This is a genomic window from Acinetobacter sp. TYF_19 (genome assembly GCF_043105125.1).
Lineage (GTDB): Bacteria > Pseudomonadota > Gammaproteobacteria > Pseudomonadales > Moraxellaceae > Acinetobacter > Acinetobacter johnsonii.
On record NZ_JBICLH010000084.1, the window covers coordinates 106,593 to 132,736 of the forward strand.

At 41.9% G+C, this 26,144-nt stretch carries 20 protein-coding genes and 6 tRNA genes; 17 read left to right on the plus strand and 9 right to left on the minus strand.

The features are described 5' to 3' along the window. The first annotated feature begins 34 nt into the window (after window positions 1-34). Window positions 35-1,474 (plus strand): M48 family metalloprotease, encoded by a 1,440-nt coding sequence (locus ACF8FD_RS13420; protein ID WP_392453472.1) that lies wholly within the window; start codon window positions 35-37, stop codon window positions 1,472-1,474. Window positions 1,475-1,641: 167 nt separating this feature from the next. On the opposite strand, the gene ACF8FD_RS13425 is transcribed toward ACF8FD_RS13420, so the two are convergent. Then, a complete protein-coding gene (locus tag ACF8FD_RS13425; protein WP_004982206.1) occupies window positions 1,642-2,088 on the minus strand; it encodes a GatB/YqeY domain-containing protein in 447 nt (148 codons plus the stop codon). 33 nt (window positions 2,089-2,121) lie between these two features. After that, window positions 2,122-2,337 (minus strand): 30S ribosomal protein S21, encoded by a 216-nt coding sequence (rpsU, locus tag ACF8FD_RS13430; RefSeq protein WP_001136722.1) that lies wholly within the window; start codon window positions 2,335-2,337, stop codon window positions 2,122-2,124. Window positions 2,338-2,482: 145 nt separating this feature from the next. On the opposite strand from rpsU, the gene tsaD reads away from it, so the two are divergent. Then, entirely contained in the window at window positions 2,483-3,499 is a 1,017-nt protein-coding gene (tsaD, locus tag ACF8FD_RS13435; protein WP_010327091.1) for a tRNA (adenosine(37)-N6)-threonylcarbamoyltransferase complex transferase subunit TsaD, read from the plus strand. A gap of 545 nt (window positions 3,500-4,044) precedes the next feature. Beyond that, entirely contained in the window at window positions 4,045-4,695 is a 651-nt protein-coding gene (locus ACF8FD_RS13440; protein WP_392453473.1) for an isochorismatase family protein, read from the plus strand. Window positions 4,696-4,870: 175 nt separating this feature from the next. Here ACF8FD_RS13440 and ACF8FD_RS13445 read toward each other — a convergent pair whose 3' ends face one another. Next, entirely contained in the window at window positions 4,871-5,743 is an 873-nt protein-coding gene (locus ACF8FD_RS13445; RefSeq protein ID WP_058869921.1) for an ATP-binding protein, read from the minus strand. Between the two features lie 204 nt (window positions 5,744-5,947). On the opposite strand from ACF8FD_RS13445, the gene ACF8FD_RS13450 reads away from it, so the two are divergent. From ACF8FD_RS13450 to ACF8FD_RS13485, 8 genes are all read left to right on the plus strand, one after another. Further along, window positions 5,948-7,459, plus strand: a complete 1,512-nt coding sequence (locus ACF8FD_RS13450; RefSeq protein ID WP_392453511.1) for a DUF3336 domain-containing protein — start codon at window positions 5,948-5,950, stop codon at window positions 7,457-7,459. Next, the gene (locus ACF8FD_RS13455) at window positions 7,434-8,258 is read left to right on the plus strand and encodes a serine/threonine-protein kinase (protein WP_178927652.1); all 825 of its coding nucleotides are present in this window, start codon (window positions 7,434-7,436) and stop codon (window positions 8,256-8,258) included. Before ACF8FD_RS13450 ends, ACF8FD_RS13455 begins: the two co-directional genes overlap by 26 nt. Window positions 8,259-8,365: 107 nt before the next feature. Next, window positions 8,366-8,450: transfer RNA gene (locus ACF8FD_RS13460), tRNA-Leu, on the plus strand. A gap of 35 nt (window positions 8,451-8,485) precedes the next feature. Beyond that, window positions 8,486-8,559 (plus strand) — tRNA-Trp (locus ACF8FD_RS13465). Window positions 8,560-8,592: 33 nt separating this feature from the next. After that, a tRNA-Leu gene (locus ACF8FD_RS13470) sits at window positions 8,593-8,677 on the plus strand. A 189-nt stretch (window positions 8,678-8,866) separates the two neighbouring features. Then, a tRNA-Leu gene (locus ACF8FD_RS13475) sits at window positions 8,867-8,951 on the plus strand. A gap of 35 nt (window positions 8,952-8,986) precedes the next feature. Continuing rightward, window positions 8,987-9,060: transfer RNA gene (locus tag ACF8FD_RS13480), tRNA-Trp, on the plus strand. Window positions 9,061-9,093: 33 nt separating this feature from the next. After that, window positions 9,094-9,178 (plus strand) — tRNA-Leu (locus ACF8FD_RS13485). 130 nt (window positions 9,179-9,308) lie between these two features. On the opposite strand, the gene ACF8FD_RS13490 is transcribed toward ACF8FD_RS13485, so the two are convergent. From ACF8FD_RS13490 to ahpC, 3 genes are all read right to left on the minus strand, one after another. Continuing rightward, on the minus strand, window positions 9,309-9,512 hold the full coding sequence (locus ACF8FD_RS13490; RefSeq protein WP_004696295.1) for a hypothetical protein: 204 nt from the start codon (window positions 9,510-9,512) through the stop codon (window positions 9,309-9,311). 488 nt (window positions 9,513-10,000) lie between these two features. Continuing rightward, window positions 10,001-10,732 carry a hydroxyacylglutathione hydrolase gene (gene gloB, locus ACF8FD_RS13495; protein WP_234304773.1) on the minus strand — a complete coding sequence of 244 codons (732 nt, stop codon included), beginning with the start codon at window positions 10,730-10,732 and terminating at the stop codon, window positions 10,001-10,003. 205 nt (window positions 10,733-10,937) lie between these two features. Next, on the minus strand, window positions 10,938-11,501 hold the full coding sequence (gene ahpC / locus ACF8FD_RS13500; protein WP_004982189.1) for an alkyl hydroperoxide reductase subunit C: 564 nt from the start codon (window positions 11,499-11,501) through the stop codon (window positions 10,938-10,940). 343 nt (window positions 11,502-11,844) lie between these two features. Between ahpC and hrpA the strand changes: the two genes are divergently transcribed. From hrpA to ACF8FD_RS13515, 3 genes are read left to right on the plus strand one after another with little or no spacing between them, the layout of a single operon-like run. After that, complete coding sequence (hrpA, locus tag ACF8FD_RS13505; RefSeq protein ID WP_234305084.1) at window positions 11,845-15,783, plus strand: ATP-dependent RNA helicase HrpA; 3,939 nt, start codon at window positions 11,845-11,847, stop codon at window positions 15,781-15,783. 30 nt (window positions 15,784-15,813) lie between these two features. Further along, window positions 15,814-16,926 (plus strand): beta-ketoacyl-ACP synthase III, encoded by a 1,113-nt coding sequence (locus ACF8FD_RS13510; protein WP_004696303.1) that lies wholly within the window; start codon window positions 15,814-15,816, stop codon window positions 16,924-16,926. Between the two features lie 6 nt (window positions 16,927-16,932). Next, a complete protein-coding gene (locus ACF8FD_RS13515; protein WP_392453474.1) occupies window positions 16,933-17,706 on the plus strand; it encodes a 1-acyl-sn-glycerol-3-phosphate acyltransferase in 774 nt (257 codons plus the stop codon). Window positions 17,707-17,729: 23 nt separating this feature from the next. Here ACF8FD_RS13515 and ACF8FD_RS13520 read toward each other — a convergent pair whose 3' ends face one another. The 3 genes from ACF8FD_RS13520 to ACF8FD_RS13530 form a co-directional block, all read right to left on the minus strand. Continuing rightward, window positions 17,730-18,008 carry a hypothetical protein gene (locus ACF8FD_RS13520; protein WP_004696307.1) on the minus strand — a complete coding sequence of 93 codons (279 nt, stop codon included), beginning with the start codon at window positions 18,006-18,008 and terminating at the stop codon, window positions 17,730-17,732. A 270-nt stretch (window positions 18,009-18,278) separates the two neighbouring features. Beyond that, the gene (locus ACF8FD_RS13525; RefSeq protein WP_234304775.1) at window positions 18,279-19,274 is read right to left on the minus strand and encodes an ABC transporter substrate-binding protein; all 996 of its coding nucleotides are present in this window, start codon (window positions 19,272-19,274) and stop codon (window positions 18,279-18,281) included. 3 nt (window positions 19,275-19,277) lie between these two features. Beyond that, a complete protein-coding gene (locus tag ACF8FD_RS13530; protein ID WP_004982170.1) occupies window positions 19,278-19,865 on the minus strand; it encodes an ANTAR domain-containing response regulator in 588 nt (195 codons plus the stop codon). 589 nt (window positions 19,866-20,454) lie between these two features. On the opposite strand from ACF8FD_RS13530, the gene ACF8FD_RS13535 reads away from it, so the two are divergent. The 3 genes from ACF8FD_RS13535 to nirD all read left to right on the plus strand — a co-directional run bounded on the left by ACF8FD_RS13535 (window position 20,455) and on the right by nirD (window position 26,122). Then, complete coding sequence (locus tag ACF8FD_RS13535) at window positions 20,455-21,804, plus strand: MFS transporter (protein ID WP_392453476.1); 1,350 nt, start codon at window positions 20,455-20,457, stop codon at window positions 21,802-21,804. A gap of 65 nt (window positions 21,805-21,869) precedes the next feature. Further along, the gene (gene nirB, locus ACF8FD_RS13540) at window positions 21,870-24,416 is read left to right on the plus strand and encodes a nitrite reductase large subunit NirB (protein WP_234304776.1); all 2,547 of its coding nucleotides are present in this window, start codon (window positions 21,870-21,872) and stop codon (window positions 24,414-24,416) included. A gap of 95 nt (window positions 24,417-24,511) precedes the next feature. Beyond that, a complete protein-coding gene (gene nirD, locus ACF8FD_RS13545; RefSeq protein WP_125280754.1) occupies window positions 24,512-26,122 on the plus strand; it encodes a nitrite reductase small subunit NirD in 1,611 nt (536 codons plus the stop codon). Window positions 26,123-26,144 lie beyond the last annotated feature (22 nt).

Below are 26,144 nucleotides of genomic sequence, written 5' to 3' on the forward strand. Positions count from 1 at the left end.
CATTCGATTCCTTTAAATAAAGTCGGGGTGAGGGTTGAAGAGTTTTCTGTGTGCGTGCAGTTTAAGTCTTATTTCGACTGTTGGTTTTGCAGAAGATCAATTTCTTACGAATGCTCCACAGTTCAATGTGCCTGAGATTGGTTCAGGTATAGGTTTTATTGATCAATATAATGAGCACTATATTGGTGAAAAAGTTTATCGTGAAGTACAGCGTCAGCTACCTGTTACGCAAAATCCATGGCTAGAAGACCAACTGATGAATGCTTTTTCAAGCATTTTGAGTCAAACCCAGCTTGGTCAACCGATTGGTTTGGTGGTTATTAATGACCCGCAAATTAATGCCTTTGCAGTCCCGGGAGGATTGTTTGCATTAAACGCTGGTTTGATTACCAATGCCAATAATATGGATGAAGTTGCCGGCGTAATGGCGCACGAAATTGCGCACGTCACACAGCGCCACTACAGTCGTTCGCAAGAGGCGTTTAAGGGGCAGGGATTACTCGCGCTGGCAGGGATTTTGGTTGGTGCTTTGGTTGCATCTCAAGCCGATGGTGATGTCGGTTCAGCGGTCATGGTTGGTACGCAAGCCGCACTCATGGACAAGCAGCTGTCTTATAGTCGTAACCAAGAGCGTGAAGCTGACCGTATAGGGATGCAGTACATGTATAGCGCTGGTTATAATCCACAAAGTATGGCTGATTTTTTTGAAGTGATGCACCGTGCAACCAGTCGAGTGAGTTTTTTACCTGACTTTTGGTTCACACACCCACTCACGACTGAGCGAATGAGTGAAGCGAGACTTAGAGCGAATCAGTTGCCTAAAGTGAAATCTACTTGGCGTGATGAAGACTTTGAAATCTTGAAGCTGTATACCGCGGTGATCTCGAATCAGGCGACAGAACAGCAACTACAGATGTTGGTGAGTCGTAACAGCTATGCAGCACAACTGGCTTTGGCCAGTTTTTACCTTAAACAAGGTGACTATAAGTTTGCTCAACAAGTGTTAGATCAGGCCAAGTCGCATCAGAAATTACATAACCTACAAACCTTGATTCAAACTGATATTTTACTTGGACAAAATCGGGTGAATGAAGCTCTTACCGTGATCCAATCACCTGCGAGCATCATGCCTGAAAATCGGGCTTTAAATTATAAATTGGCTGAAGTTTACATTCGTCAGAATCGGCCTGAGCTTGCGCAGCCTGTGCTCAATCGGTTTTTGAAAAATAATCCGCGTGATGTGAATGCGTGGAGACTGATGCAACAAGCCGCAAGTTTAGATAAAAAGTCGCCAATGCATACCATTAATGTTTTGCGCTATCGGGCTGAAGTGCAGTTTTGGTCGGGCTTTGAAGAAGAAGCGATTAAATCTTTGTTGTATGCTCAGCGTTTAGCGAAAGATAATGAATCAATGTCAGCGACCATTAAAACGCGTTTAACTCAAATGCAAAAGGATCGACAATTTAGAGCTTAGAAAAGTGGTATTGCAAATAGAGGGATAAAACAGAGATGAGCCAGGAACTGTTTTAAAGCTGAGAATGAATAGATAAAATAAGAATAATAATAATTTTTATAGAAACTAAAACTTTGAACTGCCTTTTTTAAGGTCAGTTCAACGTAATCGATTTAAAGATTTTTAAATTAAGCCAGTTTTGCTTTAATTTTTGCTGAAACTTGAGAAGGATCGGCGCGCCCGGCTATGAGCGGACGCAGAGAATTCATCACCTTACCCATATCTTTCATGCTAGTAGCTTCTTGCGCTGCAATCGTTTGCGCAATCATGGAATCAAGTTCTTCCTCAGTCATAGCTTCTGGTAGAAATTGAGATAAAACCTCAAGTTCGGCTTGTTCCTTACTAGCTAAATCTTCTCGACCAGCGCCTTCAAAGGCTTTGATCGATTCTTTACGTTGTTTAATTTGTTTTTCAATGACCGCAAGAACTTGAGCGTCGTCAAGTTCTTTGCGCTCATCGACTTCGATTTGCTTAATTGCCGCCTGTAGACCACGAATTACCGTTAACTTATCCATTTCTTTAGCACGCATAGTGGCTTTCAAAACTTCAGTTATTTGGCTTTTTAAAGTAGTCATTATTTAGTCCAGGCAGTCAATCACAAATTAATCTTAGTAAAGGCGAGTAGTACGTACTGATTCACGCGCCAATTTCTTTTGGTAGCGTTTAACAGCAGCAGCTTTTTTGCGCTTACGTTCTTGAGTTGGTTTCTCGTAGAATTCGCGCTTACGAACGTCAGCTAAAACGCCCGCTTTTTCGCATGAACGTTTGAAACGACGGATAGCTACGTCTACTGGTTCGCCTTCTTTCAATTTAACTTGTGGCATGAAGAATCCTCATTAAGTTATGGATAAGATCTGGGCGATATTGCCCTGATCACAAGTGAAGGTCAGTATTTTACTCATTTACATCTCATACCACAAGTCTATAATGGTTCACGCAATAGATTTGATACAGGTTATAGGCAGTTTAATGATCGTTTTAGGCTTAGAAACATCTTGTGATGAAACAGGACTTGCCCTTTATGACAGCGAGTCGGGTTTGCGTGGGCAAGTGCTGTACAGCCAAATTAAACTGCATGCAGAGTATGGTGGTGTGGTGCCGGAGTTGGCATCGCGTGACCATGTGCGTAAGCTGATTCCTTTAATGAATCAACTGTTTGAAGAAAGTGGTGTAAAAAAATCTGAAATTGATGCCGTGGCATATACGCGTGGCCCTGGTCTGATGGGTGCGCTGATGACAGGCGCGCTGTTTGGTCGAACTTTGGCCTTTGCTTTAAATAAACCTGCAATTGGTGTGCATCATATGGAAGGGCATATGTTGGCACCACTTTTATCGGAAACGCCGCCAGAATTTCCTTTTGTAGCACTTTTGGTCTCAGGCGGACATTCTCAATTGATGGCTGCCTATGGGATTGGACAGTATGAATTGTTGGGGGAGTCGATTGATGATGCTGCAGGTGAAGCCTTTGATAAGGTTGCGAAAATGATGGGATTACCGTATCCAGGTGGCCCAAATATTTCAAAACTGGCTGAGCAAGGTGATCCGAATGCTTTTGCTTTCCCACGCCCAATGCTGCATCAAGGTTTGGAGTTTTCATTCAGTGGGTTAAAAACAGCCGTATCTGTGCAAATGAAAAAACTCGGTGACGAAAACCGTGATGCGGATATTGCAGCGAGTTTCCAAGAAGCCATCGTGGATACCTTAGTTAAAAAATCTGTGAAAGCGTTGAAGCAAACAGGTTTGAAACGTTTAGTGATTGCAGGTGGTGTTAGTGCAAATAAACGTTTACGTGAGCGTTTGGAAGCAGATTTAACCAAGATTCGTGCTCAGGTTTACTATGCCGAACCTGCACTTTGTACGGACAATGGCGCTATGATTGCTTTTGCTGGTTATCAGCGCTTAAAAGCAGGGCAGCATGACGGTTTGGCTGTAACGACAACACCTCGCTGGCCAATGACTGAGTTGACCAATCCCAGTGAAGTCTAAGACTTTCATTTGATAAGCCTAAAGCCCGACGAAATGTTGGGCTTTTTACATTTAGGTCTTACCAAAGGGATGTTAAAAATGCTCTGCTTAGACTCTAAGAATATTTTTTTGACTCATTTAAATGTAGCTTAGCATCAAGTTAAAAGTATTTACCCATAGGTTTATCCATAGAAATTGGGGATAAGTATGCCTAGCGTAGTTTTTGATTGATCTCAAAAGATTAAAACTTTGAGTATTTTGACTTCAATTGAAATTCTATTTTATATGGTTTTAAGATATTGATTAATATTGAGAATTTATATTTTTCTTAAGTTTTTATTTCTATACGAGGATAAAACTCAAAGCCACGAAGGCCAATTACAACACGTAACATGATTTAGCTTCCTGAGCTTAAGGATATTCTTTAGTTTATATGAAATGCAGATGTAGATTTCGTTAAAAATATCTTGGTCGTATAAATCACAAAGCTATGACGGTCTGTCTTAGGAACTTTCATTACAACAATGGAAGTACATAATTAGAAGAAAATTTTAGAGGTGTTACCCATGGTGGCTACTAATGGAATGCTAGACCCTGATGATTCGATAATTCTACTGATTGATCATCAAAGTGGACTTTTTAATACCGTACGCGATGTACCTGTACCCGACTTACGCAATTATGTGATTGCAATTGCAAAAGCGGCAACTTTATTAAATATACCTGTAATTACTACGGCTTCTGTACCTGATGGCCCCAATGGCCCTTTAATTCCTGAAATTCACCACTTTGCTCCGCATGCAGTTTATGTACCACGGACTGGACAAATTAATACTTGGGACAATCCATTATTTGTAGATGAAGTTAAAAAAACGGGCAGAAAGACACTGATTATTGCTGGAACGCTGACCAGTGTATGTATGACTTTCCCTGCTGTAAGCGCTCGTAAAGAAGGTTATAACGTCTATTGTGTTGTGGATGCATCAGGTAACTGGAGTAAATTAGCCACAGATACATCAATTGCTCGTGTGACCCAAGCGGGCGCAATTCCAACCGATACTTTTGCGATTGTGGCCGAGTTAATGCGTACTTGGAACCGTCCTGAAGGCTCCCGTTTTGCCGAAATTCTTTCAGATCATGTCTGCCCAGAATATAAATGCTTAATGGAGAGTTATGCAAAAGCGCAAGCTGTGGTCATGGGCCAGAAACAAACTTAGATAAATATCAATAATCAGATCAAACCGATTTGAACTGATATTTATCCCTAATTTTCAAAGAAATAACCCAAATTCTAATGCGAAATTTAGGTTATTTCTTTGATCAGAATGAACTATTAAATATAAAAATAATTGAAATAAAATAGATGCTTAAGCGCCGATCAGTATTTTTATCCTAAAGCTGTTTTAATTGTTGTGAACCGACCCAGTGTTTAGAAAATTGATACGCGGCACGTCCAGAGCGTTGTCCACGCGCTTGACACCAACGAAGCGCTTCGGCTCGTACCATATCGTCCATGGAGATTTGAGCTTTTGCTAAGTAGTGCTGCACAATGTCCAAATATAAGTTTTGATCCATTGGATAAAAAGACAGCCATAATCCAAAACGATCGGAGAGTGAAATTTTTTCTTCAATCGCTTCTTGTGGATGTAGTTCAGTGTACTGCGGTACGTCGACTCGAGTCACAGGCGTGTTTTCATGCATAAACTCAGGCAGCAAATGACGACGGTTACTGGTGGCATAGATAATAAAATTACTTGAACCTGACTGCAAAGACCCATCCAGCACACTTTTTAAACTGCGATAGTTTTCATCTTCGGCGTTAAAAGCCAAGTCATCACAATACACAATAAACTTTTCAGGGCGCTCTGCAATTAGATTTTGAATTTCAGGCAGTTCGGATAAATCATCACGTTCAATTTCAATCAGCCTTAAGCCTTGCTCTGCGTATTCCGTTAATAAAGCACGCACAATAGAGGACTTGCCTGTCCCGCGAGAGCCCGTCAGCAGAACGTCATTGGCAGGTAAACCATTAAGAAACTGTTCTGTATTTTGCAGTACTTTTTCTTTTTGACGCTCAATGCCTTTTAAATCATTTAATTCGATTCGTTTGAGCTGATGAATGGCTTTTAACTCGCCATTTTCCCATTTAAAGGCAATCGCTGAAAAATCAGGTGCTTGTTTAACTTCTGGTAGGCTTTGCTGTAGTTGTTGGAGTACAGTCGATAGTGCTTCTAAGATATTGTTCGGTAGGTCAATGGTCGCCATGATTAATCAGCTTATAATTACACTTGTCGTCGATCTTAACATCCGATCTAGTCGTATCAAACCCTTAACGTGGTGCAGATTTGCCAATTTTAGGCTTGAAATGGCAATTGTAATGCTCACATAATTTGCACATAGTCAGTTAGACTGACGGTTGAACATGTCAGTGAAATTTTAGGAAAACAAAAAAAGTGGGTGAGTATGAATATGTTGTTTAAAGATTTCACACGGGAAATCAACCCGCACCAAGCCTATCGAATCAAAAAACTGAAAAACCAATTGGCTCAGGCAGACAATTATACTGAGTGGAAAAGCATTGCACTTAGAATTGATGAAGAGTCAGGGGCGCAAGAGTGGAAGTATGACAACTGTTCACCTTATTTCGATGCAGAAGTGATTACCCATCGTTTGGGTTTGTTGAAGCGTTATCGCCAACAAAAGCGTACGACCGATTTAATGTACCTACTACGTGAAGGTCTGAGTTATGACATTGCCAATATTGCTCACCCCATGCTGTTTACTGCAACCTATGTCGGCACCAAGAAAATTATTGAAGACTATATTGAAGAAGTTAGTCGAGGTTTAGCATTTGTAGCATCTACGGATTGCCAGTATTTAGATAAACAGCAAAAAATTGAATTTTTTCAGCACTGTCAAAAAGCTTTTGGGCAACCAGCCATGATGTTTTCAGGCGGTGCAACATTAGGACTGTTTCATACAGGGGTGTGCAAGGCTTTGCTTGAGCAAGACCTGATGCCGAAAGTGCTGTCTGGTTCAAGTGCAGGTGCGATTATGACAGCGATGCTGGGGCGAGCAACGCCTGCAGAAATGCTAAGCATCTTAAATGGTGAAAACTTTTTCACCGATGCTTTTCAATTTCGAGGCTTTCGTGAGGTCTTAAAGGGCAATGGTGGTTTAGCGGATGTAAAGCATTTAAAAAACTTTTTAATTGCAAATTTGGGTGACGTTACCTTTGAAGAGGCATTTAAGCAGTCAGGCTTGTATAACAATGTCGCGGTTGCACCTTATGATGCCTCACAAAATCCACGCATTATGAATACCTTTACTTCACCTGACTTATTGGTATGGAGTGCGGTACTCGCGTCTTGTGCAGTGCCGATTCTATTTCCGCCAGTCAAGCTCACCAGTAAACGACATGATGGCTTATATACCCCCTATATGTCTTCTACTCGCTGGGTTGATGGCAGCGTGCGTAGCGATTTTCCGCAGGAAAAAATGGCGCGTTTATACAATTTAAACTACACCATTGCCAGTCAAGTGAACCCGCATGTGGTGCCGTTTATGCAGTCAGATGAAGCGCGGTTTCGGAAAGACATGTTGAGCTGGCCTGAACGGATTGTACGCAGACAGGGTAAAGTGATTAGTAAAGGGGTGATGGACTTTGCCCGTGAGCGTGTGGGTATGATTCCACCGATTCGTCGTTTACTGGATCATGGGTATGGCGTGGTCGATCAGCGTTATTATGGCGATGTAAACATTGTAGGGAAATATGGCCTGCGCCATTATAGCTATATGCTGCAAAATCCAAGACCACACTTATTTAAACTCTTACAACGTGAAGGCGAACGTGCAACTTGGCCAAAAATCTCAATGATTGAAACACATGCTCGTGTCGGGAAAACTATACAACATTGTTTAGAGGTCTTAACTGCATTGGATATGGCAGAGATGAATGAATCCGAATTCTTGGCAGTTTAATCGTCAAGAATTAAATGCTCTCGCGATGTTGCTTCATACTCCGACTCAGCGTTTGGGCTGGGGGCGAAGGCTTTATCGCTTTGAAGTTGCAGGGCAGGGGTATTGGTTAAAGTATCAGTCGCTATCAGAGCATGTGGTGCTAATTAACGGCTTTGACACTGAACTTAGTTTTTATCAACATGCACTTGCGATGCTGCAACTGCCGAAGTTCTTGCCTGAAGTGCAAATCCTTGAAAATTTTGAGCTTCACTCAGAGCAGGTGAAAGTCGCACTCATCTTAAAAAATGTTCCATCATTACTTATGGCGAATCCCCGTCACTTAAGTCGAGATCATGTCATTCATATCATCTTTAAAATGCTGAATGCTGTTGAAGAATTACATCAGATGGGGTGGATTCATGCTGATTTGAAAGCTTCGCATTTTTTGCTAGATGGTTCTATATGTAAGTTAATTGATTTTGAGCATAGCCAAAGAATTGGTGAAATAAGCTGTCAAAAGGCTTTAACAGCGACACCACGCTATATGGCACCCGAATTATTTCATGGTGAAGCAAAGACTGTACAAACCGACCTATATGCACTTGGGATCATTCTACTTGAGTGGTTGACTGATCAACGTTTGCAGGCATCATGCTACCAAGATTGGGCGTATTTACACTGTCAGTCTTTGAAGATAGCGCTTCCAGAACCTTTTCAGGGTTTTAGTCCACTATTACATGGACTTTTAGCTAAGCAAAAAAGCCAAAGATGGCAAAATACCATGGCTGCAAAACGATGCTTAATGACTGAAATTGAATGAGAAAAAGCCAAGTATATGATTTTTGTTTCTTATTTAATCAAATGAGTGTGTTTTTCTTAAAAATTGCTTGTCATGCGAAAATGATCCCTATAGTATACACAGCCATTGGGGACGTGGCGAAATTGGTAGACGCACTGGATTTAGGTTCCAGCGCCGCAAGGTGTGAGAGTTCGAGTCTCTCCGTCCCCACCATAAATCATTTGAATTAAAATGGTTTATAAGGCAATAGAGGATTGGTGTAATGGTAGCATGACGGTCTCCAAAACCGTTCGTCAAGGTTCGAATCCTTGATCCTCTGCCAACTTAAAGTCTAACGCAAAGTTAGCGCCCTGATGGGGACGTGGCGAAATTGGTAGACGCACTGGATTTAGGTTCCAGCGCCGCAAGGTGTGAGAGTTCGAGTCTCTCCGTCCCCACCATCAGTAATGAAGCAAGGTATAAAGCCTTGCTTTTTTATTGCCTAAAATTTAGTGAAGAACTGAATAGCCTTTTTATATAGATAGAGCATAAAAATAGATTCAACTGCTGATTTTATGACAGAAAAGCGGGTGATTGCTTATAAAAGCGCTTGTCATATAGTGTCTATCGCTATAATATACACAGCCATTGGGGACGTGGCGAAATTGGTAGACGCACTGGATTTAGGTTCCAGCGCCGCAAGGTGTGAGAGTTCGAGTCTCTCCGTCCCCACCATAAATCATTTGAACTAAGATGGTTTATAAGGCAATAGAGGATTGGTGTAATGGTAGCATGACGGTCTCCAAAACCGTTCGTCAAGGTTCGAATCCTTGATCCTCTGCCAACTTAAAGTCTAACGCAAAGTTAGCACCCTGATGGGGACGTGGCGAAATTGGTAGACGCACTGGATTTAGGTTCCAGCGCCGCAAGGTGTGAGAGTTCGAGTCTCTCCGTCCCCACCATCAGTAATGAAGCAAGGTATTAAGCCTTGCTTTTTTATTGCCTAAAATTTAATAGATGATTCATATATAAAAAAAGCCCCTTTAAGGGGCTAAATTTTGATTCATCACGCGAAGTAAGTATGGAGCAATTTTAGGCTTTCAAATGGTCTTCGAATTCTTCACCGAGCTGCATGGCTAAGTTATTGCCCGCTAGGTCGCAAGTCACCAGTCCATATTCTTTTTTAAAGCTAAAAGTAAAGCCACGGTTGTCTGCTAAGGTTTTAACTGAATAACCTAATTTCTCTAGCCAAATACGAAAGGCGATGAGGTTTTTTGCTTTCACTACTTTTTTCACGAGGATATTCCTTTTTCACTGATAAATTATTAATAGGGATATTTCACGCTTTTTTAAAGGGTATTTTTTTATATATTTTTGTTTTTGTCTCTATTTAAAGCAATCTAAACTAAGGTGAAAGCGTGTATAAAGCATAAACGAGAGTCTTTCATTGTTTAAAATAATTTTATCATGATGAAAAATAATAATATTTTGAGATGAGTCTCAATACAATGGAATTATGTGCGTTCGTGATAGAGAAGTATTTTGTCATAAATAGAAATGTAATGATTTTTTTCAAAGGCTGGGTACTTTGAGACAGTATTCTCAAACAGCCTTGCTCGTGATCATTCGATTCTGGCATCGTGTGGCTTGAAACTGCATTGGTTGAAATTTTGAGAGCTCAAAGGTTAAGGGTGGAAGCTCCAACTGATCGTTTTAACTCAATAGAAGCATACATACATAATAGTAGACTGCGTTAGTTAGCAGTCTCTATAAGGGGAGACCAATTAAAACTGATCCTTTAGATCACGCAGTCGTTTAAACTCTTCAACATTTTCTGTACGTAAAAAAGGATTGGTTTCGAGTTCGATCTCAATACTGCTAGGAAGGGTACATTGACCCAAATAGCGCATGGTTTCGATACGGTCTAAGCGCTCTTGAATGGCAATATTGTCTGGTTCGACATGGTTGGCAAACTTTGCGTTAGAGAGCGTGTATTCGTGCGTACAATAGATTTTGGTTTCCGCAGGCAAAGCTGCTAAACGATTGAGCGAATGGTACATCTGCTCATGTGTACCTTCAAACACTCGCCCACAGCCCATAGCAAACAGGGTGTCACCGCAAAATAAAGTCTGGATGGATTCAATAAAGTACACAATATGGCCCAGTGTGTGGCCAGGAACTGCTAAAACGTCGACATGTAAATCATGAAACGAGAAATAGTCATCATCCATCAATGCATGGGTGATGAATGGAATTTTAGATAATTCCTCACGTGGCCCATACACAGGAATATTCCGACTCGCAATCAGGTCAGAGACACCGCCAATATGGTCTTTATGCCAATGAGTCAGCCAAATTTGAGCAATGTTTAAGCCATGTTCAGTGCAATAATCTTCAACCAATCCAGCCTCAGTTGGATCAACCACCACGACTTGCTTTGATGAGCTGTGTTCCAGCAGCCAAATATAGTTTTGGAGTTGGTTTTTCACATCAATCATATGAACTTGATAAGTCATTTTTCTTCTTCAAAGAGCTGCATGTATTCATTCTACTGTAGCGGGTAGACGCACTGAATTCCAGTCATGAATTATGTGTAGCGCATAAAGGTTAGCTCTTTATTGTTCTGGGTTTTTCTCTTTCTTGTCATATTGTACTGTTATTTTGGCAATAAAAAACCACGCTAAAAAGCGTGGTTTTTTTATGTGTTCAATCTAATTTAGATTAGATTTTACCTACTAGGTCGATTGAAGGAGCAAGAGTTGCTTCGCCTTCTTTCCATTTAGCTGGGCAAACTTCACCTGGGTGAGCGTGAACGTATTGAGCTGCTTTAACTTTACGAAGTAATTCTTGAGCATCACGACCAATACCACCAGCGTTGATTTCAACGATTTGGATTTTACCTTCTGGGTCGATTACGAAAGTACCACGGTCAGCAAGACCAGCAGCTTCGATTAGAACGTCGAAGTTTTTAGAAAGAGTCCACGTTGGGTCGCCGATTAATGGGTATTGGATTTTACCAATAACTTCAGAAGTGTCGTGCCAAGCTTTGTGAGTGAAGTGAGTGTCAGTAGAAACACCGTAGATTTCCACGCCTAATTTTTGGAATTCAGCGTAGTTGTCAGCAAGGTCACCAAGTTCAGTTGGGCAAACGAAAGTGAAGTCAGCTGGGTAGAAGAATACTACAGACCATTTGCCTTTAAGATCTGCTTCAGTTACGTCAACAAATTGACCGTTGTGATATGCAGTAGCTGCGAATGGTTTTACTTCAGTATTAATCAAGCTCATCATTGTCTCCATGATTGGGGTTTGTATTTAATGTTGAATAGGGTATCGAAATTTTTGTTATTGCTGAAACAGTATTTTTACATTACAAGAATCGGAAAAACCGAATCTTACTCCAGACTATTTCAGCGAATGTGATCATTCTGTTCATTTAGCATGATAAATATGATGACCAAATGACAAAATCATCTATTCCGCAACTCGTCTACAGACATGATGTCTCTACGCTTAAAATTCAAGGGGATTTTTGAAAAAAAGTTAAAATTAAAAAATTATGCTGTACTTTCGCTTCGTTGTATTACCACGTAAACTAAGCGATTGATGTTTTGATGTGGGTATTTTTTCTGTGCAGCGTCCTTTAAATATAGAGCAATTGGTGATGGTCAAAGACCGTCATCGTTTAAACCGACTCAAAAAAGGAAAAGATGCCAACGAAAAGCAATATCAAGCATTATTTGAACAGTCGCATTTAAAAGTTCTAGAGCGTATTGAACGCATTCCGAATATTAAACTGAATCAAGACCTGCCTGTTACGCAGTATGCAGATAAGTTAATTGATGCCATTCAAGAGCATCAAGTGATTATCGTTGCAGGGGAGACGGGTTCAGGTAAAACCACGCAGCTACCGCAAATTGCGATGTTGGCGGGTCGTGGTTTAACTGGTCTGATTGGTCACACACAGCCACGTCGTTTGGCTGCACGTAGTGTGTCCCAGCGTATTGCGGAAGAAGTTGGTGAAAAACTTGGTGAGTCGATTTCCTTTAAAGTTCGTTTTAATGAACAAGGGTCGCAGGATTCTATTGTCCGTTTAATGACGGATGGTATTTTGCTGGCGGAGTTGGCCAATGACCGTTATCTCAATAAATACGACACCATTATTATTGATGAAGCACATGAGCGTTCGCTTAATATCGACTTTATCATGGGTTATCTCAAACAGCTTTTGCCTCGCCGTAAAGATTTAAAAGTCATCATCACTTCTGCAACTTTAGATGTAAACCGTTTTAGTCAGTACTTTAACAATGCACCTATTTTTGAAGTAGAAGGTCGTAGCTTTCCAGTGGAACTACGTTATCGCCCAGTCTCTGAAATGAGCATTGTCGGTAGTGATGATGATGAGTTTGATGACTTTGAAGAAAATCTACCTCGTGCTGTCGTGCAAGCTGTGGAGGAATGTTTTAGGGATGCACAAGAAAAAGGCCATCCTGAATATGCCGATACTTTAATTTTTGCCAGTACCGAACAAGAGATCCGTGAGTTACAAGAAACTTTGCAAAAGCATGGGCCGCGACATACAGAAATTTTACCTTTGTATGCGCGTTTGGCCTTAGCTGAACAACAAAAAATCTTTAATCCATCAGGTGGTGGGCGACGCATTATTATCGCCACCAACGTTGCAGAAACAGCGCTGACTGTACCCAATATTCGTTATGTGATTGACAGTGGTTTTGCGCGTATTTCTCGCTATAACTATCGTTCACGTGTACAGCGTTTACCGATTGAAGCGGTTTCTCAGGCCGCAGCAAATCAGCGTAAAGGTCGTTGTGGTCGTATTGCTCCAGGTGTATGTATTCGTTTGTATTCTGAGGAAGACTTTCAAAGTCGCCCAGAGTTTACCGAACCCGAAATTAAGCGAACGAACTTAGCTTCAGTGATTTTGCAGATGCAAAGTTTAGGGCTGGGGGCTTTAGAAGATTTTGATTTCATTGAGCCGCCAGATCATCGTTTAGTTAACGATGGTCGTAAGTTGTTGGTTGAACTTGGGGCAATGACGGAGAAAAGTAAACCCCCTGTTTTGCAAAGAGGAGGCGGGGGAGATTCATCTGAAGAAAATCCCGCTCAATCCCCCTTTTCCAAAGGGAGGGGTAAAGGAGATTTAACCAAAATTGGTCAACAGATGGCCAAAATGCCAATTGACCCACGTCTGGCCCGTATGATTTTGGGTGGGGCACATTTTGGTGTGTTGAATGAAGTCTTGGTAATCGTTGCCGCTTTGGCCGTACAAGACCCACGTGAACGCCCTGCAGATAAACAAATGCAGGCAGATCAAAAACATGCGTTGTTCCGTGAAGCCGATTCTGACTTTTTATTTTATATCAAACTTTGGGAGGCACTGGTTGCCAACCGAGACATGAGTGAAAACAAACGTCGTACTTTTGCGCGTAATCACTTTTTAAGCTGGTTGCGTTTACGTGAATGGAAGAAAACTCATGAGCAATTGGTCGATTTAGCAAAAGGCTTAAAGCTGTCTTTTAATGAGAAAAAAGCCAGTTATGAAAATTTACACCGTGCGCTTTTAACAGGTTTGTTGTCTTTTATTGCCAATAAAACCGATGAACGCAATGTGTTTATGGCGGTACGTCAGCAAAAGGCCCGCATTTTTCCAGCATCTACTTTACATAAGACCAATACGCCTTGGGTCATGGCTTTTGAGATGGTAGAAACCTCACAGGTCTACATTCGTACACTGGCAAAAATTGAACCTGAGTGGATTTTGCTTGCAGCAGGTGATTTGCTGAAGCACCATTACTTTGAGCCGCACTGGTCGAAAAAAGCAGGTGTGGTCAATGCCTATGACCAAATTTCACTATTTGGCTTAATTATTGAGCCGAAACGTCAAATCAACTATGAAAAAGTCGACCATGTTGCAGCACATGAAATTTTCCTTCGAGATGCACTGACGACAGGACATTTAGGCATTACGCCACCATTTTTAAAACACAACCTGCTTAAACTTGAAGAAGTAGAGCGGGTCGAAGATAAGCTACGCCGCCGTGATTTGGTGGTGGATGAAGAGACTATTTACCAGTTTTATGCGGCCAAAGTTCCTGAAGAGGTCGCAAGTCGTCGTAGTTTTGAAGACTGGCGCGCAACGGTTGAGCCGCAAAACCCACGTTATTTATTTATCGATGATGATGCGCTGTGGATGAATGACCGTCCAACCACGCAGCAGTTTCCTGATTTTTTACGCAATGGCGAACTGCACCTTGCGGCCAGTTACCGTTTTGATCCAAGCCATGACGAAGATGGTGCAACAGTAAAAATTCCGTTGCAAGCTTTGCCTCAGGTGGATGAAAACATGTGGTCTTGGGGTATTCCCGGCTGGCGTCAGGATTTAATGGAGGCGTTACTCAAGGCGCTGCCTAAAGATAAACGACGTCATTTGGTGCCTATCCCTGATACGGCTGCAAAGCTAATGGCGAAAGTAGATGCGATGCATTTGCAGCAGCATATTTTTAGCTTTTTAGCCTTCCAGTTGCGTGGCGAACAAATCACTGAAAAAGATTTTAGCTTTGAGCGGGTTGAACAATATTTATTGCCGCTGATTAAAGTCATTGACGACAAAGGCCGTGTAATTGAACAAGGTCGTGATTTGTCTGAGTTAAAAGCGCGTTGCCGAACAGAAACTCATAGTCCAGTCAAACAGCTTAAAGGTGAGTTCCAAACTTTCCCTGAAAATTTTGTGTTTGAAGCATCACAAAAAGTAACGGGTGTGGTGGTGAAGCAGTACCAAGCTTTGGTGCCAACCAAGACATTTGCAGCATTGGAACAAAAGGATGAGTCTGGTGTGGTGATTCAGACCTTTAATGATCAAGCTGAGGCAACTAAACAGCACCGTGAGGGTGTACTGCGTTTGGTGCATATACAACTGGGGGATTTGGTCCGTCAGTTGAAAAAACAAATTTCCAAACCCTTGGCATTGGCGTATTCACCTTTGGGCGATAAGGCGCAGCTGGAGCAAATGTTAGTTTATGCCACACTGCAAATGTCGATCAAAGAACTGCCTGTCAATGCACAAGAGTTTGAAAACTTGGTTGCAAATGTCAAAAAAACTTTTCTGACCCATGGGCAGAAAGCACTGGCAGATGTGACAGAGATCTATATCCAATGGCAGGATATACGTCGGAAACTGTTGGTCTTAGATGATGCGGTATTTGGGAAAAATATTGATGATGTTGAAGATCAGCTAGATTTGATGTGCTTATCAAACTTTGTTTATGTGAAATCTTCCGACATCTGGCTTGAATTTCCTCGATATTTGAAAGCATTGGTCTTGCGTTTGGAGCGCCTGCCCAATAACCTACAGAGGGATAATTCTGCCATTGATCAAGTTGACCCGTGGATGGAAAAATTATTTAAGTTTAAAAATGACACTCGCCTTAAAGAATTGTATTTCATGGTTGAGGAGTTTCGGATTTCTTTATTCTCTCAACCGATGAAGACAAAGATGCCCATTTCTCCGACTCGCTTGCAAAAAGTATGGGAAAAGCTTGGAATCAGTTAAGATATAGGTAATTTAAAGAAGGAGTTTTACATGGGCATCCGCATTACAGGTACGGGTCTTTATCATCCTGAAGACATCATTACCAATGAAGAGTTAGTTGAAAGTTTAAATGCTTATGTGGAACAGTATAACTTAGACAATGCTGACAAAATTGCTTCGGGCGAGTTGGAAGCCCGTCGTGGGTCAAGCGCAGAGTTTATTGAAAAAGCGTCTGGTGTAAAGCGTCGTTATGTGGTTGAGAAAACAGGGATCTTAGATCCGAAGCGTTTACGTCCATTGTTACATGAACGTTCAAATGATGAACTCTCGATTCAAGCCGAATGGGGCGTGATCGCTGCAAAACAAGCGATGGAAAATGCAGGCGTAACTGCAGAAGATATCGATGTCGTAATTTTATCGTGCTCTAATTTACAGCGTGCTTATCCAGCAGTTGCAATTGAAATCCAAACTGCACTGGGTATTCAAGGCTATGCCTATGACATGAACGTAGCTTGTTCGGCCGCAACCTTTGGCATTAAACAAGCCTATGATGCGATCAAAGCGGGCGGACGCCGTGTATTATTGGTGAATGTAGAAATCACCTCTGGTCATACCGACTACCGTTCACGTGATTGCCACTTTATCTTTGGTGATGTCGCAACGGCTTCAATCATTGAAGAAACCGACAGCAAAACTGGTTTTGAAATTGAAGACATTAACTTATTCACCCAGTTCTCAAACAACATCCGCAATAACTTTGGTTTCCTAAACTTAAGTGAAGTCGATGCAGACATTGAAAACAATCGTTTCGCTCAAGACGGTCGTAAAGTGTTCAAAGAAGTTTGTCCACTGGTTGCCAAAATGATTACAGCGCAACTTGAGAAAAATAACATTGCACCGACTGATGTGAAGCGTTTCTGGTTACACCAAGCCAATGCCAGCATGAATGAACTGATTCTGAAATTGGTCGTAGGCAAAGAAAATGCTCAGCCTGATTTAGTGCCGATCATTTTAGATGAGTTTGCAAATACCTCTTCAGCAGGTGTCATCATTGCGTTGCATCGCACAGCAGACCAAGTCAATGATGGTGAATACGGTGTCTTGTGTTCATTCGGCGCAGGTTACTCTGTTGGTGCTGTGCTTGTGAAAAAACACGTCGCATAAGCCCGTATGTTGCAGGTTGAACATGATGCAAAATGGATTAAACGCCTGAGTGCTTTATCCAAAGTTTATTTCACACCGACATTTATCGGTGCTGAACGGTTAGATGCATCACAACCTGCAATGTATGTAGGAAATCATTCTATGTATGGTGTGCTTGATTCACCTATGTTGATTGATTATCTCTACAATGAGCATCAAGTGGCTGTGGTCAGTATTGCTGATCATAGCCATTTTTATTTGCCACTGTGGCGCAGTGTGGTGAAAAAATTTGGTGCGGTCGATGGCGTTCCAGCCTATGTGCGTGAAGCCATGCAACAAGGCTATTCTATTTTGGTTTTTCCTGGTGGCGGACGCGAAGTTCTAAAACGTGAGGGCGAACAGTATCAACTGATTTGGAAACAGCACTACGGCTTTTTAAAGCTCGCTCAAGAATTTGGCTATGACATCGTGCCGTTTGCCGCGTTAGGCGGAGATGAAGTCTTTGATATTGGTTTTGATGCAAATAAAGTGGTTCAGCACCAATATTTTCAAAAGTTGCTACAAGTGCCGCAGTTAAGTCGCTTGCTACGTAAAGGGGAGGTGATCCCATCTTTACCGAAACATTTGATTCCGAAACGATTGCCTTTTTATTTTAAGTTTATGCCCAGACAACGTTTGATGCATATTGAAAACCTAGAACACTTACAGCAGTTCCGAGACCTGATTGCAGCAAAAATTTATACTGGGCTTAAAGACTTAAGAGTATTGCGTCAACAGCAGCATGGTGACCGATTTGATTGAGCATTTACATGCGTAAAATCTGCTTAGTCTTCCTGTAAATCTTTCAACAAATGTGCAATTTTTAAAGTATGGGTCTTATTCCCTTTGACTTCCATAACCTTATTTTCCACCCACCATAAATATTCAAAAATTTCAGTTTCACTGGCTTGTTCACAAATGAACCGAAATAAACTGGGTAAGTATTCCTCATATTCATCTTGTAGTGCAGGATTACGATAGATCCGCAGGGGATCCCAGTCTTTAATCAGTATTTTGTTAATCGCATGTAATAAAGAAACATGTCGATTTTCCTCGGTAAACATAATACACCCCGCTGTCCTTGGGTTGGTTTGACGTTTAAAAAGAAGTTGTGATGAAGATTATTTATCTATTGTTTTCATGTTTTAAAAGATCTTAGCGTGCTTTTCGCATGAGTAAATAGCGCGCTCAGATAAATGGAAGCTAAAGAAAAATGCCCAATAAAGTGGCAGTAAAGTTAGATCGCAGATTTACTTCAAAATATTATTCAGAATAAATGTTTCAAAATAGTGCGTAATTACGTCTTAAGTAACATGTAGTAATAATTTAAAAAATCAAGTCTTTGTTTGAATGACGCAATTTTCACTAATACCGTGAATTTCATCACTCTCTAAATTTACATCATCCCATTTTTGCATTTGCTGTGTGAGCCAAACAAAATCCGAAACTTGCGGCTGGGCTTGTTTGGGAATAAAACCACGAATGATGTTCTGAATCAGGTGATATTTTTCGACGTGAACACTTGCTGAACATGCAAAGCGAATGATGTTGTAATCGACCAAGACTTGCCAAACAGGCTCAAGATCTTGCATTTGTTTAAGTTCAACTTGTGCTTTTTGGATGGCTTGGACGAGGGCTGCAAGCGTATTGGGATTGGAGATAGCCCATTCTTGAGTCACAGCCAGTACTTTGTCTGCGACGCGAGGAATAATGTCTGAGCCAGTCGCAATGATTTGGCTATAGCCTTGAATTTCCGCTTGTGTGTTCCAAGGTTCCCCAACACAAAAACCATCGATCAATTGATTTGAAATGGCTTCCACCATATAGGGCGGCGGTAAAGTGCGTAAATGTACGCGTTTGGCAAACTCAGGATTGGCCAACGCCAACCACTCGCGTAAACAATAATGATGAATAGACTGCTTAAACACATGGGCAATCGGAAGATACTGTTCATGCTGCATGGCACTAAAGAATTTCTGTGCAGTGGTGGCTGCATCGTCAGTTTTTTTGATATCAAGCGCGTAGCATAGTTTTTGGCTTAAGCTGATAAAAGCACTGTTGTAGCTTAAGACGAGAGGGGTTTGTAGCGGAATACCTAGTTGATCTTGAGCGAGTGCGGCAGTAGGCAACATAGCAGATAAGCAATGTGCTGCGTCTAGGAAACCAAAAGCCAAACGATCTCTTAAACTTGCCCAAGATGCTTCTTTGACTAAGCTCACGTCTAAGCCCACTTCTTCAAAAAAACCGCGTTGTTTAGCCCACAGTAAAGGAACACAGTCTAAAAGTGGAATATAGCCCAGATGAAGTTGCGACTTTTCGAGTTGAGCCATGACTTAGTCCTTGAGTTGAGATTGTAAAAGCTGTTGAGCATCCAACAGACGTCTTGCCATTTCACCGATGGTCATACGGTGGCTCATGGCATTTTTACGCAGCAATTGAAAGGCATCATCTTCAGATAGTCCATGTAATTGCATCAGCAAGACTTTCGCACGCTCCACATCTTTACGGTCAGCCAGTTTATTTTTAGTGTCTTGTAAGTCTGTGAGCAATTTTTTGTGTTTACGAAACTGTTCGATCGAGATTTCTAAAATATTTTCTAATTTTGAAGGATCGATCCCATCCACAATATAAGCTGTCACCCCAGCATCTATGGCACTTTTAATGGTGTCTTTATGGCTATTTTTAGTAAATAAAACAGTGGGCAGATTAAATTGGCTTACACAGCTTTCAATGATGTCACGTTGCGGGTGGTCCATATCTAACAAAATGACGTCAGCACTTAATTGTTCAAGACGGCTAATATTGATGTGATCGATAATCAGGCAGGCAACTACATCGAAATCATGTTCGATGAGGGAATTTCGAATATATTGTGCACGTTCTTGATTGTCATCAATCAATGCAATTTTCAGTTTAGGCATACTGTACAGTGCTCAGGAAAACCTGAAAATGAGATCTAAAAGTATACAAGCAATTTAAATGCCAAACTTAACAAATGCCAGCTTTATCTCGAATCAGGCAGTCAATCTTTATGGTCGCGATTACAGACCAAGTATGCATGTTGGCATGAAGACGATTGCGGATATGGGTTTAGTAAATCGAAGTGTTGATGTTCTCAGTCGATTTGTACATCTAAGGGCGAATTTCTAGATGTCGTGCTTAGAACAAAGCAATGTCGTTTATTTGAGAAAACAGATGCTCATCGATAATGCAAAATGCACCAAGAGGTAGCAGTGTTTTAAAAAGTCGGAAAAACTAGCTGTTGTGCTTTAAAAAAAAAGGGCTGATTATATCGAATTATAAGATTTTATTTTAAATAAATCATTAAAAAACAAAATATTAAAATTAAATTATAAATATTGGCACACTCGTTGCATTATCCCTAATGAGTCAAAGACGACTCTAAATCAAATTTGTAAGACGGCCAACGACGTCCGTTCTGATCGCTTCTACATCCCAAGTGTTTGTGCTGTAGAAAAACTATACGCTCAGTTCAGTCTGGAGAAGGTTATGTCTTCAAATTTACATGCTAAAAAAGCAACAAAAATAAGTCTTTTCAGTTTTAACGGCGCAGCAATGAGAGCCTTCCACATGAGTTGGCTCGCCTTTTTTGTTTGCTTCTTTGCTTGGTTCGCTTGTGCTCCGCTGATGCCAGTGATTGCGGGTGAATTTCATTTAACCAAAGATCAAATTGCCAATATCAATATTGCAGCTGTCGCGATCACCATTTTAGTTCGTCTTATTGTGGGGCCATTGTGTGATAAATACGGCCCGCGTAAAACCTATACCGCACTTCTTGTACTCGGCAGCATTCCAGTCTTTGGAGTAGCGTCTGCAAATAGCTATGAATCCTTCTTGTTCTTCCGTCTATTGATTGGTGCGATTGGGGCAAGCTTTGTCATCACTCAGTATCACACCAGCATTATGTTTGCGCCAAACGTAGTCGGGACTGCAAACGCAGCGACAGCAGGCTGGGGTAATGCAGGCGGTGGTGCAACACAAGTACTCATGCCATTGATGCTTGGTGCCTTAGTGATGTTTGGTGTAGATCAAGCGATGGGCTGGAGAATTGCACTGATTGTTCCGGGTGTACTGATGCTGATCGTGGGGTTGATGTATTGGAAATTTACCCAAGACTGCCCACAAGGCAACTTCAAAGAACTTCGTGCAGAGGGTGTCAGTGTTGGTTCAGATAAAAAAGGTGGTGTCGCAATTCTTATGCATGCTGCGAAAAACTACCGTGTTTGGATTCTATTTGGTGCCTATGCCGCGTGTTTCGGGATCGAAATCTTTATTCATAACATTGTCGCGATGTACTACGTCGACCATTTTAGCTTTGGTTTAAAAGAAGCAGGGATGGCGGCAGGTATTTTCGGTTTACTGGCATTGTTCGCTCGTGCTCTGGGCGGCATTGTGTCAGACAAAGTCGCAACTAAAAAAGGGCTTGATGGTCGAACCAAAGTGCTGTTTGGCATGATTATGCTAGAAGGTCTCTTCCTCGTCCTATTCTCTCAAATGAATACCCCCATCTTAGCGATTCTCGCAATGACAGTCTTTGCATTGTTCACGCACATGGCATGTGGTGCAACTTACGCTTTGGTGCCTTTCATTGATCGTGATGCCTTGGGTGGTGTGGCAGGCATTATTGGCGCAGGGGGGAACGTGGGTGCAGTGGCAGCAGGTTTCCTACTCAAAGGTATGTTGGATATTCAAACCACACTGATGATTTTAGGTGGCTTGGTGGTCATCGCTGCAAGTTTTGTTCTCATGATTCGCTTCTCTGTTGAGCATAAAGAAAAGGAACAGCGCTTATTCGAACAAGCGGTACATGATCGTAGCATTGCTGAAGCGCAAAACTAAATAAAGAGATTAAACCCAAGCCTCAAGGCTCAGGCAGAACAAATGAAATATTGCGGAGAAAGAATATGAAAATCATCATGATTGGTCATGGCATGGTTGGCCACAAATTTATCGAATCAGTACTCGAACATGTGGGTGATGATGTTGAAATTACCATCTTGGCCGAAGAACCCCGCTTGGCTTATGACCGCGTACATTTGACTGAATATTTCAGTGGTAAATCAGCAAAGGATTTAACCCTTTGTCGTGCAGATTTTGCTGATGCTTATGGCATAGATTTACGTTTAAACACCAAAGCGGTTGCAATTGATCAAAGCCATAAAACAGTGACGACGAATCATGGTGATGTTCTTAGTTTTGACAAATTAATCTTGGCAACAGGTTCATATGCTTTTGTTCCGCCTATTTCGGGTAATGATCGTGAAAATTGCTTTGTTTACCGAACCATTGAAGACTTAGATGCGATTCGTGCTGCAAGTCTCAATGCGAAATCAGGTGTGGTAATTGGTGGCGGTTTATTGGGCCTAGAAGCCGCTAAGGCGCTACGTGATTTGAACTTGGAAACCCATGTGGTTGAGTTTGCACCACGTCTCATGGCGGTTCAAATTGATGACTTGGGCGGAAAGGTTCTACGTGCAAAAATTGAAAACTTAGGCGTAAAAGTCCATACCCAAAAAGCGACTTCATCAATTGAGGAAGGTGCAACGACGAAGCATGTGATGAAATTTGGTGATGGTTCTGAGCTTGAAACAGACATTATTTTGTTCTCAGCGGGTATTCGCCCACGTGATGAGTTGGCACGTCAAAGTGGTTTAACGCTTGGAGAGCGTGGCGGGATCATGATTAATGATTATTGCCAAACGTCAAATCCAGATATTTACGCTATTGGTGAATGTGCACTGTGGCAAAACAAAATTTATGGTCTGGTGGCACCAGGCTATGACATGGCACGTATTGCAGCAAAACATGTCACTGAACAAGCTTGTGCTGAATTTGCAGGTGCAGACATGAGCACCAAGTTGAAACTGATGGGCGTTGATGTTGCTTCTGTCGGTGATGCACATGCGATGACACCAAATGCACTCAGTTATTTCTATGCCGACGAAGACACACAAGTCTATAAAAAAATCGTGGTAAATGCCGAAAAGACCAAGCTACTTGGTGCAGTTTTAGTGGGCTGTGCAAAAGAGTACAACGACTTACTACAAATGATGCTGAATGGTTTAGTGCTTCCAGAAAATCCTGAAAGTTTAATCATGCCGGGTTATGCACAATCCTCAAGTAAATCTGGCGGTAGTGGGGTTGATTTACTGCCAGACAGTGCAACCATTTGCTCATGTAATAACGTCTCTAAAGCCGATATTTGTAGTGCAATTGCCGAGGGTTCAACGTCTCTAGGTGCCCTAAAAAAATGTACCAAAGCAGCTACAGCATGTGGTGGATGTGCACCGCTGGTCACTCAAGTACTGAAGTCTGAATTACAACGCCAAGGCGTAACCGTGAATAACCATATTTGTGAGCACTTTGCTTACTCACGTCAAGAGCTGTATCACTTGGTACGGGTTAATGAAATCAAAACCTTTGATGACCTGATCCAACAACATGGTCATGGTTTGGGCTGCGATATTTGTAAGCCAACTGCAGCCAATATTTTAGCGTCGTGTTGGAATGACTTTGTTTTAAAACCAAGCCATGCAGGTCTACAAGACAGCAATGATTACTACCTAGGCAATATTCAAAAAGATGGTTCTTATTCTGTCGTCCCACGGATGGCAGGCGGTGAAGTGACGCCTGACGGCTTAATTGCTGTGGGGCAAATTGCTAAAGAATATGGCTTATATACCAAGCTCACTGGTGGGCAACGTGTCGATATGTTTGGCGCGCAAATTCACCAACTTCCTGAAATTTGGGAAAAGCTCATCGCGGCGGGCTTTGAGTCAGGCCATGCGTATGGGAAATCGCTGCGTACAGTGAAGTCTTGTGTCGGCAGTACATGGTGTCGTTACGGTGTGGATGACTCGGTGGGTTTAGCTATTTTCCTAGAGAACCGCTACAAAGGACTGCGCTCACCGCACAAATTAAAAATGGCTGTTTCAGGCTGTACCCGTGAATGTGCCGAAGCACAAAGTAAAGATGTCGGTGTGATTGCCACTGAAAAAGGCTGGAATCTGTATGTCTGCGGTAATGGAGGGATGAAGCCTCGCCATGCCGAGTTATTGGCTTCAGACCTAGATACCCAAACTTTAATTAAATACATCGACCGATTCTTTATGTTCTATGTGCAAACCGCAGACCGTTTACAACGAACTTCGGTATGGCGCGACAACATGGAAGGTGGTTTAGATTATCTCAAAGATGTGGTTGTGCATGATTCTTTAGGTCTAGCTGCTGAACTGGAACATCGTATGAGCCATGTGGTGGGGACTTATCAAGATGAATGGCGTACGGCTGTTGAAGACCCAGAAGTACGTAAACGCTTTGTGACTTTCATCAATGCCAAAGCTGAGCAACAACAAGATCCGCATATTCAGTTTGCAGAAGTTCGTGGCCAGATTCGTCCTAAAACTGAGGCTGAACGAGATCGTAGCCGTATTCCAGTGGTTGAAGCTTAACAAATTAGGGTATTCAAACTTCTTTCTTCAGCACTCTCTCAAAAGCAAAGATAGAGGGAATAAATGAATGAAAAAGTTTAAAAAGGATCAAGATGATGACAATTTTAAAAGAAATGAATGAGCTAGATTGGGTTGATGTCTGTGCGTTAGATGATCTAACGCCAAACACTGGCGTAGGTGCACTTATTGAACATCAGCAAATTGCTATTTTTCGTGTCGGTGCTGAAAAGCGGGTATATGCCTTGAGTAACCAAGACCCATTTAGCCAAGCTTTTGTAATGTCGCGCGGCATTATTGGTGATTTACAAGGCGAGCGTGTGGTGGCATCCCCGATTTATAAACAGCATTTTAGCTTGGCGACGGGACGTTGTTTGGAAGATAAAGATCAAAAACTATTGGTTTTTCCAAGCAAAATTGAAAATGGTCGAGTGTGGATTAGTCCGACACCACAAAAAACCTATATCACCAACACAGGTGCATCTCAGGAAAAAATGAAATTGGTGCTGGTTGGCAATGGCCTAGCGGGGATGCGTTGTCTGGAAGATTTACTCGACATGGCACCAGACCGTTATGAAGTGACAGTGATTGGTGAAGAGCCTTGGGGGAACTATAACCGTATTATGTTATCGCCAGTGTTGTCAGGGGATAAAACCATAGACGACATCATGTTGCATCCACATGCATGGTATAGCGACAAAGGGATTCGTTTCATTGCGGGTGACCCTGCGGTACGTATAGACCGTCCTCGTAAGCAGGTCTATACCGAAAAAGGTGAAGTGGTCGATTATGATCGTTTAATTTTAGCGACAGGTTCGAAACCGTTCATTCCTCCAATTGCTGGAGCGGATTTGAAAGGTGTCATTAGTTTCCGAGATATCTACGACATCAACACTATGTTGGATTACTGCAAGACCAAGAAAAATGCCGTGGTAATCGGTGGTGGACTGTTGGGACTTGAAGCTGCATATGGCCTCAAACAACGCGGGATGAATGTCACCGTTTTACATCTGATGGATCGCATTATGGAGCGCCAACTAGACAGTAAAGCAAGCCAAATGCTACGCCATAGTATTGAACAAAAGGGTATCTCCATTATTACTGAGGCCAATACTGAAGCATTGGTGGGTGTAGATGGTCATGTCACTCAAATTCGCTTGAAAGATGGTACAGTCCTAGAGGCGGATCTTGTGGTATTTGCAGTTGGTATTCGTCCGAACATGGCACTTGCACAAAGTGCAGGACTGCGCTGTAACCGTGGTGTGTTGGTGAATGACACCATGCAGACTTTTGATCCAAGTATTTACGCCGTGGGGGAGTGTATTGAACATCGTAGCCAGACTTTTGGCTTGGTTGAGCCACTTTGGGGGCAGGCGTTCATTTGTGCCTCACATTTGGCAGAGCATGGCAGCCTTACCTTTAAAGCACCAACTGTTCCAACACAGTTAAAGGTAAGTGGCTGTGATGTGTTCTCAGCGGGTAATTTTGAACCGAAGGATGACTTTGAAGACATCATTTTAAATGATGAAAAACGTCAGATTTATAAACGCATTATTATTCAAAAGGATAAGGTCGTTGGTGCGGTGTTGTTTGGGGATACCGAAGATGGTGTTTGGTATGCAGAACTTATTTCGGATCAAACCCCAATTTCCTCAATTCGAAATAAATTGTTATTTGGTAAAGATTTTGCATTAAAAAAAGCAGGGTAAAACCTTCCACTAACCCCTTCTA

Bases quoted from the DNA above. Each gene is read 5' to 3' on its own strand.
- ACF8FD_RS13425 (WP_004982206.1), bottom strand. From the start codon at position 2,088: ATGACTACTTTAAAAAGCCAAATAACTGAAGTTTTGAAAGCCACTATG.
- rpsU (WP_001136722.1), bottom strand. From the start codon at position 2,337: ATGCCACAAGTTAAATTGAAAGAAGGCGAACCAGTAGACGTAGCTATC.
- tsaD (WP_010327091.1), top strand. From the start codon at position 2,483: ATGATCGTTTTAGGCTTAGAAACATCTTGTGATGAAACAGGACTTGCC.
- ACF8FD_RS13440 (WP_392453473.1), top strand. From the start codon at position 4,045: ATGGTGGCTACTAATGGAATGCTAGACCCTGATGATTCGATAATTCTA.
- ACF8FD_RS13445 (WP_058869921.1), bottom strand. From the start codon at position 5,743: ATGGCGACCATTGACCTACCGAACAATATCTTAGAAGCACTATCGACT.
- ACF8FD_RS13450 (WP_392453511.1), top strand. From the start codon at position 5,948: ATGTTGTTTAAAGATTTCACACGGGAAATCAACCCGCACCAAGCCTAT.
- ACF8FD_RS13455 (WP_178927652.1), top strand. From the start codon at position 7,434: ATGAATCCGAATTCTTGGCAGTTTAATCGTCAAGAATTAAATGCTCTC.
- gloB (WP_234304773.1), bottom strand. From the start codon at position 10,732: ATGACTTATCAAGTTCATATGATTGATGTGAAAAACCAACTCCAAAAC.
- ahpC (WP_004982189.1), bottom strand. From the start codon at position 11,501: ATGAGCTTGATTAATACTGAAGTAAAACCATTCGCAGCTACTGCATAT.
- ACF8FD_RS13510 (WP_004696303.1), top strand. From the start codon at position 15,814: ATGGGCATCCGCATTACAGGTACGGGTCTTTATCATCCTGAAGACATC.
- ACF8FD_RS13515 (WP_392453474.1), top strand. From the start codon at position 16,933: ATGTTGCAGGTTGAACATGATGCAAAATGGATTAAACGCCTGAGTGCT.
- ACF8FD_RS13520 (WP_004696307.1), bottom strand. From the start codon at position 18,008: ATGTTTACCGAGGAAAATCGACATGTTTCTTTATTACATGCGATTAAC.
- ACF8FD_RS13525 (WP_234304775.1), bottom strand. From the start codon at position 19,274: ATGGCTCAACTCGAAAAGTCGCAACTTCATCTGGGCTATATTCCACTT.
- ACF8FD_RS13530 (WP_004982170.1), bottom strand. From the start codon at position 19,865: ATGCCTAAACTGAAAATTGCATTGATTGATGACAATCAAGAACGTGCA.
- ACF8FD_RS13535 (WP_392453476.1), top strand. From the start codon at position 20,455: ATGTCTTCAAATTTACATGCTAAAAAAGCAACAAAAATAAGTCTTTTC.
- nirB (WP_234304776.1), top strand. From the start codon at position 21,870: ATGAAAATCATCATGATTGGTCATGGCATGGTTGGCCACAAATTTATC.
- nirD (WP_125280754.1), top strand. From the start codon at position 24,512: ATGACAATTTTAAAAGAAATGAATGAGCTAGATTGGGTTGATGTCTGT.